10 protein-coding genes are annotated in these 17,935 nt (G+C 63.8%); 4 read left to right on the top strand and 6 right to left on the bottom strand.

Going from position 1 to position 17,935, the window contains the following annotated elements; genetic code table 11:
• Window positions 1-213: 213 nt before the first annotated feature.
• The 3 genes from AC0Z6F_RS10720 to AC0Z6F_RS10710 all read left to right on the top strand — a co-directional run bounded on the left by AC0Z6F_RS10720 (window position 214) and on the right by AC0Z6F_RS10710 (window position 2,237).
• The gene (locus AC0Z6F_RS10720) at window positions 214-1,134 is read left to right on the top strand and encodes a DMT family transporter (protein ID WP_065724409.1); all 921 of its coding nucleotides are present in this window, start codon (window positions 214-216) and stop codon (window positions 1,132-1,134) included.
• Window positions 1,041-1,469, top strand: coding sequence for an MGMT family protein (locus tag AC0Z6F_RS10715; RefSeq protein ID WP_428993163.1), 429 nt, complete (start codon window positions 1,041-1,043; stop codon window positions 1,467-1,469). Before AC0Z6F_RS10720 ends, AC0Z6F_RS10715 begins: the two co-directional genes overlap by 94 nt.
• A gap of 93 nt (window positions 1,470-1,562) precedes the next feature.
• Window positions 1,563-2,237, top strand: coding sequence for a rhomboid family intramembrane serine protease (locus AC0Z6F_RS10710; protein WP_005410509.1), 675 nt, complete (start codon window positions 1,563-1,565; stop codon window positions 2,235-2,237).
• Window positions 2,238-2,466: 229 nt separating this feature from the next.
• Here AC0Z6F_RS10710 and AC0Z6F_RS10705 read toward each other — a convergent pair whose 3' ends face one another.
• Complete coding sequence (locus AC0Z6F_RS10705) at window positions 2,467-4,050, bottom strand: phytoene desaturase family protein (RefSeq protein ID WP_485617126.1); 1,584 nt, start codon at window positions 4,048-4,050, stop codon at window positions 2,467-2,469.
• Window positions 4,051-4,126: 76 nt separating this feature from the next.
• Window positions 4,127-4,621: a VOC family protein gene (locus AC0Z6F_RS10700; protein ID WP_448123289.1), complete on the bottom strand. Its 495-nt coding sequence runs from the start codon at window positions 4,619-4,621 to the stop codon at window positions 4,127-4,129.
• 317 nt (window positions 4,622-4,938) lie between these two features.
• Between AC0Z6F_RS10700 and AC0Z6F_RS10695 the strand changes: the two genes are divergently transcribed.
• On the top strand, window positions 4,939-7,962 hold the full coding sequence (locus tag AC0Z6F_RS10695) for a TonB-dependent receptor (protein ID WP_032971886.1): 3,024 nt from the start codon (window positions 4,939-4,941) through the stop codon (window positions 7,960-7,962).
• 139 nt (window positions 7,963-8,101) lie between these two features.
• On the opposite strand, the gene AC0Z6F_RS10690 is transcribed toward AC0Z6F_RS10695, so the two are convergent.
• The 4 genes from AC0Z6F_RS10690 to AC0Z6F_RS10675 all read right to left on the bottom strand — a co-directional run bounded on the left by AC0Z6F_RS10690 (window position 8,102) and on the right by AC0Z6F_RS10675 (window position 17,663).
• Window positions 8,102-10,108 (bottom strand): M13 family metallopeptidase, encoded by a 2,007-nt coding sequence (locus AC0Z6F_RS10690; protein WP_012511740.1) that lies wholly within the window; start codon window positions 10,106-10,108, stop codon window positions 8,102-8,104.
• A 203-nt stretch (window positions 10,109-10,311) separates the two neighbouring features.
• Window positions 10,312-12,414 (bottom strand): M13 family metallopeptidase, encoded by a 2,103-nt coding sequence (locus AC0Z6F_RS10685; protein WP_032971876.1) that lies wholly within the window; start codon window positions 12,412-12,414, stop codon window positions 10,312-10,314.
• Between the two features lie 170 nt (window positions 12,415-12,584).
• The gene (locus AC0Z6F_RS10680) at window positions 12,585-14,618 is read right to left on the bottom strand and encodes an alpha/beta hydrolase family protein (protein WP_485617127.1); all 2,034 of its coding nucleotides are present in this window, start codon (window positions 14,616-14,618) and stop codon (window positions 12,585-12,587) included.
• Window positions 14,619-14,714: 96 nt separating this feature from the next.
• Window positions 14,715-17,663, bottom strand: a complete 2,949-nt coding sequence (locus tag AC0Z6F_RS10675) for a TonB-dependent receptor plug domain-containing protein (RefSeq protein ID WP_012511737.1) — start codon at window positions 17,661-17,663, stop codon at window positions 14,715-14,717.
• Between the last annotated feature and the right edge of the window lie 272 nt (window positions 17,664-17,935).

Genomic DNA, 17,935 nt, shown 5'->3' with positions numbered 1-17,935 from the left:
CAAGTTAGACGACATTGTGGTGCTCCACCCGATTGGGGCGGAGGGGGGGGTGTGGGTGTGTGGACTGGCGGTTGGAGGGTCGAGCCATGCTCGACTGCCGTGCGAAAGCAGTCGAGCATGGCTCGACTCTACAGAAGGCGGTAGCCGCCTCCATGCGACAATGGCCGCCCCCACGCTTTCCCCAGCCGCTCCGCGCGGCCCGCCGTCGTCCTGATGTCCAACCCTGCTTCCCGTATCGCCACCGCTTCCCCGCGCATCGCGCTGGGTGGCATTGGTCTGGCCGCGATCGGCGCCATTGCCGCATCCGGCAAAGCGATCATCGTCAAGCTTGGCCTGCGCCACGGCGTTGACGCCACCACCTTGCTTGCCCTGCGCATGCTGATGGCACTGCCGCTGTTCGCATTGATGGCGGTGTGGGCCGCGCGCCGTGCCGCACCGCTGTCCTGGCGCGACCGTGCACGCGTGCTGTGGCTGGGCTTCACCGGCTACTACCTGTCCAGCCTGCTCGACTTCCAGGGGCTGCAGTACATCAGCGTGACCCTGGAACGATTGATCCTGTACTTGAACCCGACGCTGGTGCTGCTGATCAACGTGCTGCTGGCACGGCAGCGGCCGGGCCGCTGGCAGGTCGCCGCGCTGCTGCTGAGCTACCTTGGCGTGCTGATCGCCTTCGGCCACGACCTGCAGCGTGAGGGCGGGCAGATCATCCTCGGCAGCCTGCTGGTGCTGGGCAGTGCGCTCAGCTACGCGCTGTACCTGTTCGGCAGCGGCCAGGTGGTCGCGCGCATCGGCGCGGTGCGTTTGACTGCCTATGCCAGTTGCGTGGCCAGCGTGCTGGTGCTGCTGCACTTCGCCATCACCCATCCGCTGCCGCTGCTGTGGCAGGCACCGGCCCCGGTGCAGTGGCTGTCGCTGGTCAACGCCACCGTGTGTACCGTACTGCCGGTGCTGGCGATCATGCTGGCGGTGCAGCGCGTGGGTTCGTCGCTGGCCGCGCAGGTCGGTATGCTGGGCCCTGTTTCCACCATCGTGATGAGCCTATGGCTGCTCGACGAACCGATGGGGCCGGCGCAGATCGCCGGCACCGTGCTGGTACTGATCGGCGTACTGCTGGTGACCCGCCTGCGGCGCTGACGCCGGAGCAGGCGCGTGCGCGCATCCTGGCGGTGATCCGTGCGATTCCGCCTGGCAAGGTGATGGGCTACGGCCAGGTGGCGATGCGTGCCGGCCTGCCCGGGCGCGCGCGGTTGACCGCACGCATCCTCGGCCAGAACGACGATCCAGACCTGCCCTGGCACCGCGTGCTGCGCTCGGACGGGCGCATTGCCATGGAAGAGGGTTCGGCCGGCTGGCGCGAGCAGTCGCAGCGGCTGCGTGCCGAGGGCGTGGTGGTCGAGAATGGCCGGGTGCGGATACCCGCGACCGATCCGGCGGCAGCGCTGGATGCGGCCGTGTGGGGCCCGGGCTGAGCACCGCTGGCGACTGAACAGGCTACGCCTGCCGGTCGCCAACAAGACACGGTGCTGCGGCTATGATGGAGGCCGTTCCATGCCGGTGCTCCCATGTTCCCGCGACTGCCTACCGTTACCAAGGCCCTGCTGATCGCCAACGCGATCCTGTTCCTGCTGCAGCAGCCGTTCCTGCTCGGCATGCAGACCTTCGAACCGTTCATGCTGCAACCGTTGCAGCAGGGCTTCGATGCGTTCTCGCCGGGCGGTAACTTCCAGCCCTGGCAGCTGCTGACCTACGGCTTCCTGCATGGCAGTTTCGGCCACCTGTTCTTCAACATGCTGGCGGTCTTCATGTTTGGCGCGCCACTGGAACAGACCTGGGGCGAGAAGCGCTTCCTGCTCTATTACCTGGTGTGCGTGGCCGGTGCCGGCGTCTGCCAGCTGCTGGTGGGTACGCTGCTGGAAAACCCGGCCACGGTGCTGGGTGCCTCCGGTGGCGTGTTCGGCCTGCTGCTGGCCTACGGCATGCTGTTCCCGAACCAGCGGGTGATGCTGCTGTTCCCCCCGATTCCGATGAAGGCACGCACCTTCGTGATCCTGTTCGGCGTGGGCGAACTGGTGCTGGGCATGACCGGCTGGCAGCCGGGCGTGGCCCACTTCGCGCACCTTGGCGGCATGCTGTTCGGCTGGTTGCTGATCCGCTACTGGCGCGGGCAGCCGCCGTTCAACAAGCGTCGCCCGCCTGGCCCACCGAAGCGCCCGAACCATCTGCGCAGCGTGAAGTGAGGCGCGATGCGCCTCGCTTCACGCGGGTAGGTGCCAACCTTGGTTGGCACGCTTTGAACGGGATCATTTGACGCGGTAGGTGCCGACCGTTGGTCGGCACGCATTGCCCGGTAGGTGCCAACCTTGGTTGGCAATCGCTTCTGCTGCCTCGTGCCAACCAAGGTTGGCACCTACCAACAGCAGATTCATGTAGGCGACGGGGTACTCGCGCCTCCACGATGGCGCGGCTCTACAGGTCCTGCAATAGCACCTGCGCGGCATTGTGCCCCGGTGCGCCGGTGACGCCACCGCCGGGATGGGTGCCCGAACCGCACAGGTACAGTCCCGGCAGAGCACCGCGATAACCGGCCTGGCCGACCATAGGCCGCGCCGAGAACAACTGATTGGTACTGAGCGCGCCATGGAAGATGTCGCCGCCGATCAGGCCGAAGGTGCGTTCCAGATCCAGCGGTGACAGTACCTGTCGACCGAGCACGCTGTCAGCGAAGCCGGGCGCATACCGTTCGACGGTGGCGATCATCAGGTCGGCCACAGTCTCGCGGTGATCATCCCAGTGACGCCCGTCGGGCAACACCGGCGCCACGTGCTGGCAGAACAGGCTGGCCACATGCTGCCCGGGCGGCGCCAGCGAATCGTCCAGTGTGCTCGGAATCAACATCTCCACGATCGGCTCGCGCGACCAGCCCTCGCGGCGCGCGTCCAGCCATGCGCGCTCCATGTAATCCAGACTCGGTGCCATGATGATGCCCGCACTGAGATGCTCGCCCGGGCCGGGCAGGGCACGGAAGTCCGGCAACCGCGACAGCGCCACGTTCATCCGGAAGGTGCCCGAACCGCAGCGCCAGTTCGCCATCCGCTCGCGCGTAGCTGCCGGTACTTGCGCCGGCTCCAGAAGTTGCTCGTACAGCAGCTTCGGATTGACGCTGGCGATCACCACGCCTGCACGCGGGGTTTCGCCGTTGCTCAGTTCCACGCCCACCGCGCGGCCTTGTTCGACCAGCACGCGCCGCACACCTGCATCCACGCGAAGCTGCGCACCGGCCTCGCGTGCCGAGGCCGCAATCGCCTGGCTGATCGCGCCCATGCCGCCGATCGCGTGGCCCCACGCACCCTTCACGCCATTGCACTGGCCGAACACGTGGTGCAGCAGCACGTAGGCGCTGCCGGGCGTGTATGGACTGGCGTAGTTGCCGACGATGCCATCGAAACCGAACAACGCCTTGATCGGCTCGCTCTCGAACCAGCGATCCAGGTACTCCGCGGCCGAGAGCGTGAACAGGTCCAGCAGTTCCTGCCGCAGCGAGGCATCCAGCGTTGCCAGTTCACGACCGAGGCGGCCCATCTGCCACAGGGCGGGCAGGGCACGCCAACCGCCCGTCACACCCAGGTCCGGTGGCGCACGCAGGGCCCATGCGCGCAGTACGTCGGCGAAGACCTCCAGGCGCGCCTCATACGCTGGCAGGCGCTGCGCATCCCGTTCGGAGAACTTCGCTACTTCGGCCTGGGTGCGGCCTGGTGCCGACAGCAGGTAGCGGTCATCAGGCAACGGCAGGAAGTTGTTGGCGGGACGCGCGACGATGCGCAGCCCATGTGCATGCAGCTGCAGGTCATCGATCACCTGCGGCTGCAGCAGCGAGACCGTGTATGACGCCACCGAATTGCGGAAGCCTGGATGGAATTCCTCGGTGACTGCCGCGCCGCCGAGAACGCCACGACGTTCCAGCACCAGCACCTTCTTTCCGCCGCGCGCCAGATAGGCCGCGCAGACCAGGCCGTTGTGGCCACCACCAACGACGATCGCATCCCAGGTCATCAGCACCTCGGAAAAAGGGGACGGAGGGGATTAAGTCGCAATCTGCATCTGAGCACAGGGCATGGGGGGAAACGACTTAATCCCCTCCGTCCCCTTTTTTGATTGCCGCTTCGATGGTGGCGATGTCGATCTTCTTCATCGGCATCATCGCGTTGAAGGCGCGCTTGGCCAGTGCCTTGTCCTTGCTGGTCACCGCTTCGATCAGCATGCGCGGGCTGATCTGCCAGGAGATGCCCCAGCGGTCCTTGCACCAGCCACATTGGCTCTCCTGTCCGCCGTTGCCGACGATCGCATTCCACAGGCGGTCGGTCTCGGCCTGGTCCTCGGTCTGGATCTGGAAGGAGAACGCTTCGCTGTGCGTGAACGCGGTGCCGCCGTTGAGGCCGACGCAGGGGATGCCGCAGACGGTGAATTCGACGGTCAGCACGTTGCCTTCCTTGCCGTCCGGGTAGTCGCCCGGGGCGTGATGCACGGCGGTCACCGCGCTGTCGGGCAGGAGGCCGGAGTAGAAGGTGGCGGCCTCGAGCGCGCCGTTGTCGTACCAGACACAGATCGTGTTCTTGTGTGCCATGAGCGGCGCTCCGCAGCGGGTGAAGTACCAGCGATAACACGTCTACCGTTAATCCGGCATCTCCTGACACAGGGCGCGTGCGGGCGAGTCAAATAGGACAGAAGTGACCGCAAGTGACTGAAAGGTAAATGAAATATGAGAAATTTTCACTATTGTGTCGAAATTTGTCTTTCAGGATCAAATGGTTACGTTCGTTCATCTGCCATTGCATATGTTTGATTGATGAAATTAAGATCGGGTTCAGCTGTCGTGAAGCCTTCGCCTCGCTGCAGCGCAATTGCCACAGACGCCTGATCTCACTGAATCAAGGAAACTTCATGACCAGCCGCACCAACGTCGCACGGTTGAAGCGCACCGCCCTCGCAGTCGTTCTGACCTCATTCATCGGCGCCGCTGCTGCGCAGAGCACCACCGGCTCGCTGTTCGGCAACGCCCCCGCCGGCGCCACCATTGTCGTGCAGAGCGACTCCGGCCTGACGCGCTCGGCGACCGTCGACAGCAATGGCCGCTACAACCTCGGCTCGTTGCCGGTAGGCAAGTACACGATTACCCAGCAGCGCGATGGCCAGACCGTCGAGCGCCGCGAGAACGTGTTGCTGAGGGTGGGTGGCGGTACTGAAGTGTCGTTTGGCGGCGGCGCGTCCGGAGCCACCACGCTGGGTACGGTGAACGTAGTCGCTGCCAATGTACCGAAGATCGACGTCAGCAATACGGTGTCCAAGTCGGTGGTCACCTCCGAGCAACTGGATGTATTGCCGCTGGGCCGCAGCGCCGAAGCGATCGCGTTGTTGGCGCCAGGCGTGGTCCAGGGCAGTGGCGCCTTCACCAACGGCTCGCGTTCGGTACTGTCATTCGGCGGCTCCAGCGTCACGGAGAATGCGTACTACCTCAACGGTTTCAATGCGTCCAACCCGCTCAACAACCTGGGCGGCGTCAGCCTGCCGTACGGCTCGATCGACCAGCAGGAAACCTACATGGGTGGCTACAGCGCCAGCTATGGCCGATCCACCGGTGGCGTCATCAACCAGCTCGGCAAGCGCGGCACCAATGAATGGCACTTCGGCGTGCAGACGACCTGGTCGCCGGATTCGCTGGCCGCGTCGGCCGCTACTGTGATGTATCCGAACCGCCAGCTGCCCGACCGCTATTCCTATACGGATGACGCGCTGGCCGGCAAGCTGTACCGCTACCGCAAGGATGATGTGGCGACCCGTACCACCTACAGCGGCTATGCCAGTGGCCCGTTGATCGAAGATCGCTTGTTCATCCACCTGGCTGCGGAGAAGGATCGCGTTGAGGGTGTGTCGACCAACAGTGAGGCTGCCTCGCAGCAGGTCCGCAACCACTACACCATCGATTCGCCGAAGTTCTACGGCAAGATCGACTGGAACATCAACGACAGCAATACGCTGGAATACACCCGTGTGCAGAATACCGACCGTGACGGGGGCTACTACCGTTCGTTCGATTACGACGACCTGAGCGAGGGTGATCGCACCGGAACCTTCCCGAACACCACGAAGGTCAAGGACGACTACGACATCTTCAAGTACACCGGCTACCTGACCAACGATCTGACCCTGAGTGCAGTCTGGGGTCGCAGCAAGCAGAGCAATCTGGAGTCCAATCCGGCCAACTCCCTCAATCCCTATCTGAGCAGCCCGGGTACCCAGGATCCGTCCATCACGGGTGGTCGCCCCATCCGCAATGACCAGCCGGAGCTCTACCAGAAGGCCGACGACGCCGGCAGCAAGACGCGCGGCCTCCGGATCGATCTGCAGTATCGCCTTGGCGATCACGAGCTGACTGCCGGTATCGACAACATGTACTACCAGGGGCACAACGAAGGGCAGTCGATGACCGGTCCTGGTTATGCCTGGATCTATGGCCGTGTGGAGCCGGGCGAGTCGCCCAGCCCGGGCTTCGACATCACCCCGCCGCCCGGTGACGGCTACTTCGTGCAGAAGTACATCTTCTCCACCACCACCAGCATGTCGGTGAAGCAGAAAGCCTATTACGTGGAAGACCGCTGGCAGGTCACCCCGAACTGGCTGCTGACCATCGGTGTGCGCAACGACAAGTTCACCAATTACAACAGTGCGGCCGTCGCCTACGTGGAAAGCGGTGACCAGTGGGCCCCGCGCCTGGGCGCGAGCTGGGATGTGTTCGGCGACTCGTCGCTGAAGGTATTCGCCAATCTGGGCCGCTACTATCTGGCACTGCCCAACAGTGTGGCCATCCGTGGTGCTTCGGCGTCCACCTACACCCGCGAGTACTTCGCGTACAGTGGTATCGATGCCAATGGCGTGCCGACCGGCCTGACCGCACTTGGCCCGGGTCCGGTTTCCTCCAACGACGAGTACGGCCAGACACCGGACCCGCTGTCGGTGGCGCCGACCGACCTGAAATCGCAGTATCAGGATGAGCTGATCCTGGGCTTCGAGAAGACCCTGGGTGAAAGCTGGAACTCAGGTGCGAAGTTCACCTACCGCCGGTTGCAGTCGGCTATCGATGATACGTGTGCATCCGATCGCATCGTCGACAAGCTCGATGCAATGGGTGTGGATAGCAGCAACATGGAGATTCCGGGGTGCGTGATCTTCAACCCGGGCAAGACCAATACCATCATGGTCAAGCACGCCGATGGTTCGGGCTACACCCCGGTACGCATGAGTTCCAGTGACTGGGGCTTCGGCAACAAGAAGGCCAAGCGTGACTACGTCGCGATTGACCTGTTCATCGAGCACCCGTTGAGCAACAAGTGGTATGGCCGCCTGGACTACACCTGGTCGCGCAGCTTCGGCAACACCGAAGGCCAGGTGAAATCGGACATCGGCCAAGACGACGTTTCCAAGACCCAGGACTGGGATGCCGGCACGCTGATGGAGTATGCCGGTGGTTACCTGGCCAATGATCGTCGTCACCAGCTGAAGGGCTACGGCGCGTACATGTTCAACGACGAGTGGTCCGCTTCGGCAACGCTGCGCATCATGTCCGGCATGCCCAAGAGCTGCCTCGGCTACTACGGCACCAACGAAAGCGATCCGGAGCGTTATGGCGCGGCCTACCACTATTGTGCTGGCTCGCCGTCGCGCCCGGGTGATGCTGGCCGCCAGCCGTGGACCACGCGCGTGGATCTGGGCGTGATGTACCGTCCGGCGTTTGCCGACCACAAGCTGGCCATCGGCCTGGATGTGTTCAACGTGCTGAACCAGCGCCGTGCGGTGCAGACCGACGCGGTCTATGAGGATGGTCCGTACACGGTCTCCAACACCTACGGCATGGGCACCTACTTCAGTGCACCGCGTTCGGTCCGGATCAGTGCGTCCTATGACTTCTGATCGCAGCGTCTGATCTACCTCTCCATGAGATGTGAATTGGACCCCGGCAATGCCGGGGTCCTTTTTTTCTCCCAGGGCAGCAAGCAAAGAAAAGGACGCCCTGGGGGCGCCCCTTCCCGCTACTGCTGTTGCCTATTGATCAGCGCCAGACCTTGATCTGCTCGGCCTCGCTGCGCTGCATCGGCTGGCCGGCCTTGCAGCTGAAGGTGGCACCGAACGCCGGCAGGTTGGCCAGCGTGCCGTTGCTGCGCCACAGGCCCGGTGCACGGATGTCGGCGGTCAGGCGACGCACGGCTTCGTTCGGCGACAGCTGCTGTGCCCACAGCGCCGACCAGGCGCGGAAGAAGCCCTGCTGCTGTGCCTGCTTGGCCTTCGGCTCCTGTGCGAGATAAGCCGCCCAGGCCAGCTCCAGGCCGGCGATGTCGGCCAGGTTCTCTTCCTGGGTGAGCGTGCCGTTGACCTTGGCACCCTTCACGCCCGGGAAATCATAGCTGCCGTACTGCGCGGCCACGCGGTTGCCGAGCAGGGTCCAGGCGGTCTTGTCGGCCGGAGTCCACCAGCTGCGCAGTTCACCCTTGGCGTCGACCAGAGCGCCCTTTGCATCGATCGCGCGGGTCAGCTCGTGGCCGACCAGGCCACCGAAGCTGCCGAACTTGTCGGCGGCGTCGGCCTTGGCGTTGAACACCGGGCCCTGCAGGATCGCGGCGGTGACGATCAGGCGGTTCTGTGCCAGGTCGTAGGCCAGCGACGGCTGCTGCGGCAGCACGTCCCAGCGGCGGTCGGCGTTGCCCTTGCCGATGCGCTTCATTTCCTCGCGATGGCGCCAGGTCGAAGCAATCAGCATGTTGCCGCCGAACGAGCCACGGCCCATCGGCTGCACGCTGTAGTCCAGGTCGCGCAGCGGGGTGCCGATCTCGATCTTCAGCGCGGCCAGCTTGGCCTGTGCTTCGGTCTTGGCCTCGGCGCTCATCCAGCTGCTGTTCTTGACCGCTTCGATCTGCACTTCGCGCACCTTGTCGACGATCCACGCCGCCTGGCGACGGTCTTCGGCCGACAGGTAACGCGCGGCGTACTCGCGACCGACCATCGGGCCAGCGGCCACGTTGATCGCATCGAGCACGTCTTCCCAACGCTGCGGCGGCAGGGTCTCGCCACGCAGCACGCGGCCGCGGAATTCGAACTCGGCGTCGCGGTAGGCCTTGGACAGGTACGGCGCCATCGAGTCGCCCACGCGCCAGCGCAGGTAAGCCTTCCACTGGTCGGGCTTGAGCTTGGTGACCATACCGTCGAGCTGCTTGAACAGGCCCGGATCGGCCAGCGAGACCAGGTCGTCATCCACGCCCTGTGCCTTCAGGAAGGCATCCAGCTGCAGGTTGCGGTAGCGGCTGTTGAGCTCCTTGGTGGAGATCGGCGCGTAGTTGTTGAACGGGTTGTTGATGCCGGCCAGCGACTGCGCATTACGCGCCAGCTCGGTTTCCAGCGCGATCACCGCCTGCGACTCGGCATCCAGCTTGGCGGCCGGGGTACCGGTCAGCGCCAGGATCTGCTTGACGTAGTTGCGGTAGCGCCCCATCAGGGCCACGGTGTCGGCGTCGGTGCGGGTATAGAACGCCGGATCCGGCAGGCCCATGCCGCCCTGCATGAAGTAGCCGATGTGGCGGTCCAGTGCTTTCAGGTCGACGTCCGGGCCGAAGTTGAAGGCCACCGGGATGCCGACCTGATGCAGTGCCGCGATCGAGGCCGGTACATCCTTGGCCTTCTTGATCGCGTTGATGCGGGTCAGCAGCGGTGCGATCGGGTTGGAGCCGTCTGCTTCCACGGCCGCTTCGTCCAGGCCACTGGCCCAGAAATCACCCAGCAGCTTCTGCACGTTGCCCTGCGGCGACTTCATCGCCGCGTCGAGCAGTTCGCGCTGCTGCTGGCGGCTGCGGTCGACCAGCTGGCCCAGTGCGGTGATGGCGCCGGTCTGTGGCACCGGGTTGGCCTTCAGCCAGCCTGCATTGGTGGCGTCATAGAAGTCGCTGCACTGGGCGCTGACAGCCGGGGCGCGCGCGGCCTTTTTCTTGGCGGCGAAGGCATCGTGGGTCGGGACCAGGGTCGCCAGGCTGATGCCCAGGGCGATGGCAAGCGGACGGAAATTGGGCATGTGGAACGAATCCGTGATGGATTGAGGGCGCGCGCACTATAGCAAGCCGTGCATCGACGCGGCATGCAGGCGTCACGCCGTGTTCGCGGGGCACCGGCATCAGTAGATCCAGGCCATTCGTGGATGACATGCAATGCGCCGCCAAAAGCAAAGGCCCGGGAATTCCAGGGCCTCTGCAGGTCTACCTTGGCATCAGCCAGGGCTTACCAGATCACCACCTGCTGTTCGCCGGCGCGGACCATCGGCGAACCGGCCTTGCACTGGAACGCAGCGGCGAAGGTCGGCAGGTTCGACGGCGCACCCATGGCGCGGAACTGCGCCGGGGCGTGCGGATCGGTGGCCAGGCGGACCTTGGCGTTTTCCGGGGTGTACTTGGTGCGCCACACGGTGGCCCAGTTGAAGAAGAAGCGCTGGTCGCGGGTGAAACCGTCGACCTTCGCATCTTCCTTGCCGGCGGTGGCCTTCTGCAGGGCGTCGTAGGCGGTGGCAAGGCCGCCCAGATCGGCGATGTTCTCACCCAGGGTCAGGTGGCCGTTCACGGCCTGGCCGTCGACCTTGTACTGGTCGAACTGCTTGACCAGCTTGCCGGTCAGGCCTTCGAAGTTCTTCTTGTCGGCCGGGGTCCACCAGTCTTCCATGTTGCCGGTCGGCCCGAAGCGCGCACCCTGGTCGTCGTAGCCGTGGGTCATTTCATGGCCGATCACCGCACCGATGCCGCCGTAGTTCAGCGCGTCGTCGGCCTTCGGGTCGAAGAACGGCGGCTGCAGGATGGCGGCCGGGAACACGATCTCGTTCTGCAGCGGGTTGTAGTAGGCATTGACCGTCTGCGGGGTCATGCCCCACTCGGTCTTGTCCACCGGCTTGCCGATCTTGGACAGGTTGAACTTGTAGTTGAACTCGCTGGCGGCGCGCACATTGCCCAGGAAGCTGTCGCGCTGGGTCTGCAGGCCCGACCAGTCACGCCACTTGTCCGGGTAGCCGATCTTCGGGGTGAAGGTTTCCCACTTGGCGATGGCCTTGGTCTTGGTTTCCTCGCTCATCCAGCTCAGGCCCTGGATGCGTTCCTTCAGCGAAGCCGCCAGGTTCTTCACCAGCTCTTCCATCTTCGCCTTGGCTTCCGGCGAGAAGGCCACCTTCACGTACAGCTGGCCGAAGGCTTCGCCGGCATCGTTTTCGATGGTGCCCAGCACGCGCTTCCAGCGCGGCTTCTGTTCTTTCTGGCCATTGAGGGTCTTGCCGTAGAACTCGTAGTTCTCCTGCACGAACGCGTCGGCCAGGTACGGCGAAGCGCTGTCCACGGTGTGGAAGCGCAGGTAGGCGCGCCACACCGCCGGATCGGCGTCGCCCAGTGCCTTGCTCACTTCTTCATGGAAGGCCGGCATGGCCAGCGAGAACTTCTCCGGCGCAGCCACGCCCTGCGACTTGAAGAACTCGGTCCAGCTGAAGTTCGGGGTCAGCTTGTCGGCGTCTGCCAGGGTGACCGGGTTGTAGAACAGCTCGACGTTGCGCGACAGCTCGACGCGCGACTTGGAGGCCTTGGCCAGGCGGGTTTCGAACTTGACCACTTCTTCGGCCTGCTTGGCGGCGTCGGCCGTGGCGACGCCGGACAGTTCCAGCACCTTGGCGACGTGCGCCTGGTAGGCCTTCAGCTTGTCCGCGTTCTTGGCATCGGTGTAGTAGGTGGTGTCCGGCAGGCCCAGGCCGCCCTGGCTGGCGTAGGCCATGTTCACGGCCGAGTTCTTGAAGTCGGCTTCGGCGCCGAAGCCGAACAGGATGTTGTCACCCTTGGCGGCGCTGGTGCGCAGGTAGTTGGCGATGGCTGCCTTGTCCTGCAGGCCGTCGATCGCGGTCAGGTCGGCCTTCAGCGGCTCGATGCCCTGCGCATTGATCTTGGCTTCGTCCATGCCGGTGGCCCACAGGTCGCCGACGATCTTCTCGATATGGTTCGGGTTCTTGACCTGCGCCACCTGTTCAGCCAGCTGGTGCTGCACGGCGACCGAACGCTCGTCGAGGATGGTGAAGGCGCCCCAGCTGGTGCGGTCGCCCGGGATTTCATTGGCGGCCAGCCACTTGCTGTTGACGTAGTCGCCGAACGCGCCGCAGGCATCCTTGGTGGTGTCCAGATCGCTCGGCTGGAAGGCGTTGTAGGCCGGCAGCTTGCTTTCGTCCAGCGTGTAGTTGGTGGCTTCGGTGGTGGCCGGCGTGGAGGCGGTGGCGTCCTTGGCCGGGGTTTCGTTCTTGCCGCAGCCGACCAGCGCGGCCGAAACGGCCAGGGTCAGCAGCACGATCTTGGGAGTACGGGTCACTTGAATGGCCTCCAGGCCGAGTGAGTCAGGGAAGGGCCGCGGGGACGGCCGTGGGCCGAACGATACGCCGCCGGCCTGTCCTGCAAGGGTGTCGAAGGTCATGGCCGGGCGCAAGGGCCAGAACGTGCAAGGGCGCCCGGTTGGGCGCCCTTGCATGGACATTGTTCTGGTTACAGACCGCCGCCGCCGCAGCCCTTGCCAAGATAGTCGTCGATCAACCTGAGCTGGTCGCCCATGATCGCGCGGGTCCAGGCCGGCCCATGCGCATAGTCGGCGATGGCGTGGAACTCGACCGGCTGGCCCGAGCCCTTGGCCTTGTTCACGAACCACTCCGATTGCTCGATGGGGACCGTGCGATCGCGGTCACCGTGGTAGACCATCAACGGGATCTTCATTTCACCGGCCTTGTCCAGCGGGTTCAGGCCGTCCACGGTCTTCGACTGCGCTTGGCGGAAGAATGGGTTGGTATAGAAACGTGCCCAGATCTTCTTGATGTCCGAGACGCCGGCACCGGCAATCGCGCACTTGTACAGGCCGTTCGGGCGAACCGAGGCAGCAAACGCCGAATAGCCGCCATAGGAGAAGCCGAACATGGCGATGTGGCCGGGCAGGGCGATCTTCCGATCGATCATCCACTGCGCGCCATCGTCCTTGTCGTCCTGCATCTTCTGGCCCCATTCGGCATCACCGGCCATCCACAGTTTGCGGCCCCAGTCAGCCGAGCCGCGGAACTGCGGGCGCAGTACGGCCATGCAGCGCGATGCCATCAGCGGTACCCACATCGAACCATCGAAGTCCATGCCATCGCGGGCCCACGGACCGCCATGCGGGTGCACGACCGCCTTCCAGGGACCGGCACCGCACAGTTCGGTGTTGGGGGTGGTCAGGAACGCCGGAATATCCAGCCCATCGCGGGCTTTGTAATAGACCAGCCTGGTATCGCCCAGCGCAGCCGGATCGATCTTCGGATAGGACTTGGCCAGCAGGGTCAGCTTGCCGTTTCGCAGCAGGTGATATTCAGGCGGATTGGCCGGTCCAGAGACGGCCAGCACGAAGGTCTTCAGGTTCTTGCTGTAGTCGACGACGCGCACCGCACGGCCGGTATCGGCCTGGGTGGTCGCGCGCTGACCCGTCGCGGGATCGACCAAGGTGACTTCGCTGGACTGGATGCCCAGGGCCTGGCGTACGCCTTGGTTGAGGCCCTTGAACACCGGATGGGTCCATTCAACTTCGTTCTCGCGAGGGCCACTGTAGGTCACGCCGAGCAGTGCGCCGAACGGCACGCCCTCCACATCCTTGTAGCGGTTCACATGAACTGAACCTGCATTGAAGAATTTGTGCTCGAACAGCACTTCCCTCTGTTTGCGTGCAGTGATGTCGTACTCGTAGATGATGGTCTTGTCGCGGCCGACGTTGCTCTGGATGAAGGCGATGTTCGGGTCATCGGCGAAACCGACGACCTGGGTGATGTCGCGGTCCTTCACATGCGAGCGGAAATGTTCTTCCCACGCGTTGGTGGCCGGGTTGCGGAATTCGGTGGCGACGTAGGCACCGGTACCATCCACGTCCTGGCGCAGGCGTGCGCGCAGTTCGCTGTTCAGATCGGTGAGGTAACCGGCGACGCGTTCTTCAGTCTTCTGGATGCGCTGGGATGTGAAGCTGCGCAGGTTGACTTTGTAGACGTCTCCCGAGTTGCTGCCCGAACCGTTGACCACCAGGATGTGATCCGGGTCGTTGGGCAGCGTGTCCAGGACCGTGGCATTGGACAGTGCCTGCTCCAGTTCTTCATTGCGGCTGGTGGCACGTGGAACGCTGATTGGCTCCTTCCACTGCTTGCCTTCGGTATCGGTGATGAAGAACTTGCTGATGAATGTCTTGTTGACGCGGTCGGTACGCAGGTCGAATGGCTGCCACAGGGTGACCGCCAGCAGTCCGTCTTTGATGAAGCTCACGCTCTGGAACTTCATGCGGCCTGCGCCGATCGTGGTGGGCGCTGCGCTGAGGTTGTCGGTCTTCCAGACCAGGATCACACGATCTTCGCCGCGGGCTTGAAGCCCGGCGATCTGAGTGCCGTCCGGAGACACGGAGAGACTTGATATGTCCGGGAAGGCGGCCAGCTGTTCGATCGTTGGGACCGCCGGCTTGGCATGGAGGTGCAGCGGCGCGGCGACGGCCAGCGCGGCCAGCAGCAGATAGTGCTTCATGCTACGTCTCACTGTATCCGAGCAATGGGAGAGTGGGCGTTGCACCCACCCCATATGCAGCCGCCGCCCGTAAGGGCGGCGGCTGGTGGTGCAGGCTTAGAACTTCTTGCTGAGGTTCACGAAGAACGTACGGCCGAAGTAGTCGTAGCCACTGTACAACGGGGCGTTGCCGATGGTGTTGTAGATGCCGGCACCCGGGCTGATGGTCGGCGGTTCCTTGTCAGCGAAGTTGCGCACGCCGGCGGTGGCCTGCCACTTGTCGGCGGTGTACTGAACCGAGAAGTCCTGGGTGATGTAGTTCGGCACGGCCAGCTTGTACGCCGAGGTTGCGGGATCTTCCTCGTAGTACGCATAGCTGGACATGTTGTCCACCCAGTTCAGGCCATAGCGCACACGCCATTCCTTGAACTTGTACGTCAGGTCCAGCTGGCCGGTGAACTTCGGATTATTGATCCGGCCGTTGGCATCAACCAGCGGATCGTCCTCGAACACCTTGCCGGACTGTTCCAGGAACCGCGAGACCTGCACGTTGGCGCGGAACTCGCCCGGACCGATGTCGCGAACGTAGCGGGTGGTGAAGTCCAGGCCGCGCACCTTGTCGGTGGCCAGGTTGGCATAGCCGTTCTGGACCGTCAGGGTGTTGTTGGGCGAACGGCTGATCAGGCGGCACAGACCATTGTTGGCGGCGAAGTCGCCGGTGGTGCCGTTGTAGCAGGTGCTCAGGATGTAGGTGGCACCCATCTGGGCAACGCCGTTCTCCACTTCGATATCGTAGTAATCGACGGCGAAGGACAGATCACCGAAGCCGCTGCCAAACTCCGGCTGCAACACCAGGCCGACGGTGAACGCGTCAGATGTTTCGGCCTTCAGGTTGGCACCGACCAGGCCACCACCGATGGAGTCCACGCGTACCGAGTTGGTCGCGGTGAAGCTGGTGGGCAGGCCCTGGGAGGCGCAGTTGATATAGCGCGGGCTGGTCGGATTGCGCGACCCGTAGTTATTGCAGGGATCGCTGGAAGCGTTCAGGAAGCCGCTGGTGGCACCCAGGAACTGTTCGAACAGTGCCGGGGCACGGTAGGAGGTGCCGTAGGACGCACGCAGCGACAGCCACTTGACTGGTGTCCACAGGCCACCCAACTTCCAGGTGGTGTCCGAACCGTACGACTGGTAGTCGGTGTATCGGGCCGAGGCGTTGAAGGTCAGTTCCTCGGCAGCGGTGACGCCTGACAGTAGCGGCAGCTCGATTTCACCGTAGGCTTCCCACACCGAATCGCTGCCGCGGGTCGGGTCGGAGCTGGTCAGGTTGTACAGGTTGCGGTTGATCGAGTGGATGCTCGGGGTATCGTCGATCTTGGCCTTGCGGTATTCGACACCGAAGGCGCCCGCGGCGGTACCGCCCGGCAGGTCGAACAGCGGACCATTGACGTTCAGGTTCGCGGTCGATTCCTTGTAGCTGGTGTTGCCGGTGACCGGGGTATAGACGAAGTTCTTCCACTCGTACGGCAGCTTGCCGGCCAGCGTCTGTGCGTTGAGCATCGGTGCAGCAACGCAGCCGTTGGCCGGGTTCACGCACTTGAAGCCACCGGCGCCGTCGGACACCACGTTCAGGCTCTGTGCCAGGCGATCAGTCAGGAACGTGTTGAAGGTGTAGTCCGCGTCGGAGTCGGCGTGGCTGACCATGAAGTCATAGTTCCATTCCGAACCGAGCCTGCCGCGCACGCCGGCAGTGGCACGGAAGAAGTCCACCGACTGCTTGCTGCGGTCGTTGCCGAAGCCGATGAAGGTGCGGGCCGATACGTTCTTGCCATTGGACGTTTCCGTTGGCAGGGCGAAGGCCGGCAGGTTGGACAGGTCGCCGAGCAGCGGATTACCGACCGAGTAGTCATAGGACAGCTGTCGGTAGCCGGTCTGGGTGGAGTCGCGCTTGTTGCCGAGGAACTCGTAGTAGAACTCGGCATCTCCCATCACGCCCAGATCCACGCCACCCTGGAAGAACAGGGTGTGAGTGGTGGCCGGGGACACCAGCGATTCCCTCAGCAGGCCCGGATCGAAGGTGTCGCGGTCGTAGTAGCCGACAGACTCATAACCCGGCAGGCGGCCGGTGGTGACGGCGGGATTCGGACGCCAGCGGTTGAATCCACCAAAGGTGGCAGTTCCCAGAGTATTGATGGTCACGCCGCCGGAATCGAGCGTGAAGCACTTCGACTTGCCGGTGGTCGGATCGATGTAGTCGCCGCTACCGAAGTAGTTGCCTACAGTCATGTCGCGCAGGTTGTCGGTCGGACAGCTGGCCCAGCTGCGATCACCCACGGTCATTTCATTGCGGCGGTAGTGCTCGTATGAGCCGGAGAAGTGCGAACGCTCGCCGGTGCTGCCGAACACGATCGAGTATCGGGTTTCGTCGCCGCCACCGCTTTCGGTGGCGTTGTGCTGGAACTCGGCCTCAACACCGTCGACGTTCTTGCGGGTGATGATGTTGACAACGCCGGCCACAGCGTCCGAACCGTAGATGGACGAAGCACCGTCCTTCAGAATTTCCACGCGGTCGACCATCGCGCTGGGCAGCACGTTCAGGTCGGCCGAGCCGACCGAGCCGCGCGAGCCTGCCGGTGCAACGCGGCGGCCATTGAGCAGGATCAGAGTACGGGTGGCGCCCAGGCCACGCAGCGACAGGGTGTTGGCACCGGGGCCGCCATTGGTGACGTAGCCGCCGAAGGAGTTGTTGATCTGTGCGCTGCCCGCAGTGACGCTGTTGCTCTGCAGCGCGGCGGCGGTCGAGTTGAAGCCCGCCAGGGTGGTTTCCTCACGGGTTACGACCTGCACCGGCGAAACCGAGTTGAACACGTCGCGGCTGATGCGCGAACCGGTGACGGTCACCGTGTCCAGGTTGGTCGCCTTGGACTTCGGTGCTTCCTTCGGCGTGTCTTGTGCCGTCTGCGTCGAGCCTGCGTCCTGGGCGAGCGCCGGAGCGGCTGCGACGAGCAGCACGGCCGAAGCGAGGGCAAAGCTCAGCGGATGCCTGCCGAGCGACTTGCGATTGATCATCTGAAATCCCCTTGAATCCAATGATTGCGTCGTACACCGGGGACATTGCCTTGCGGGCGTCTCCGTGTGCCCCTGACCCGGTGTCGGCAGCGTGCTGCCCCCGGTCTGCACCGGCTTCACAAGCCGGTAACTCGAGATTAACACGACATTAACCGATGCTGTCAAACGTTCATTGAGGAGTCATCAAATTGTTGCGGAAATGCTGTCCGCTTCCGCTTTTGTTGCGTTCTTGAGTTGCATGTCATTGAATTCTAGTGAATTTTTTGTGGTCG

The organism is Stenotrophomonas sp. 1L-E-5-B-C3, assembly GCF_057292075.1.
Note: the sequence above shows the minus strand (reverse complement) of the source record. Positions and strands in the feature narration are given on the sequence as shown.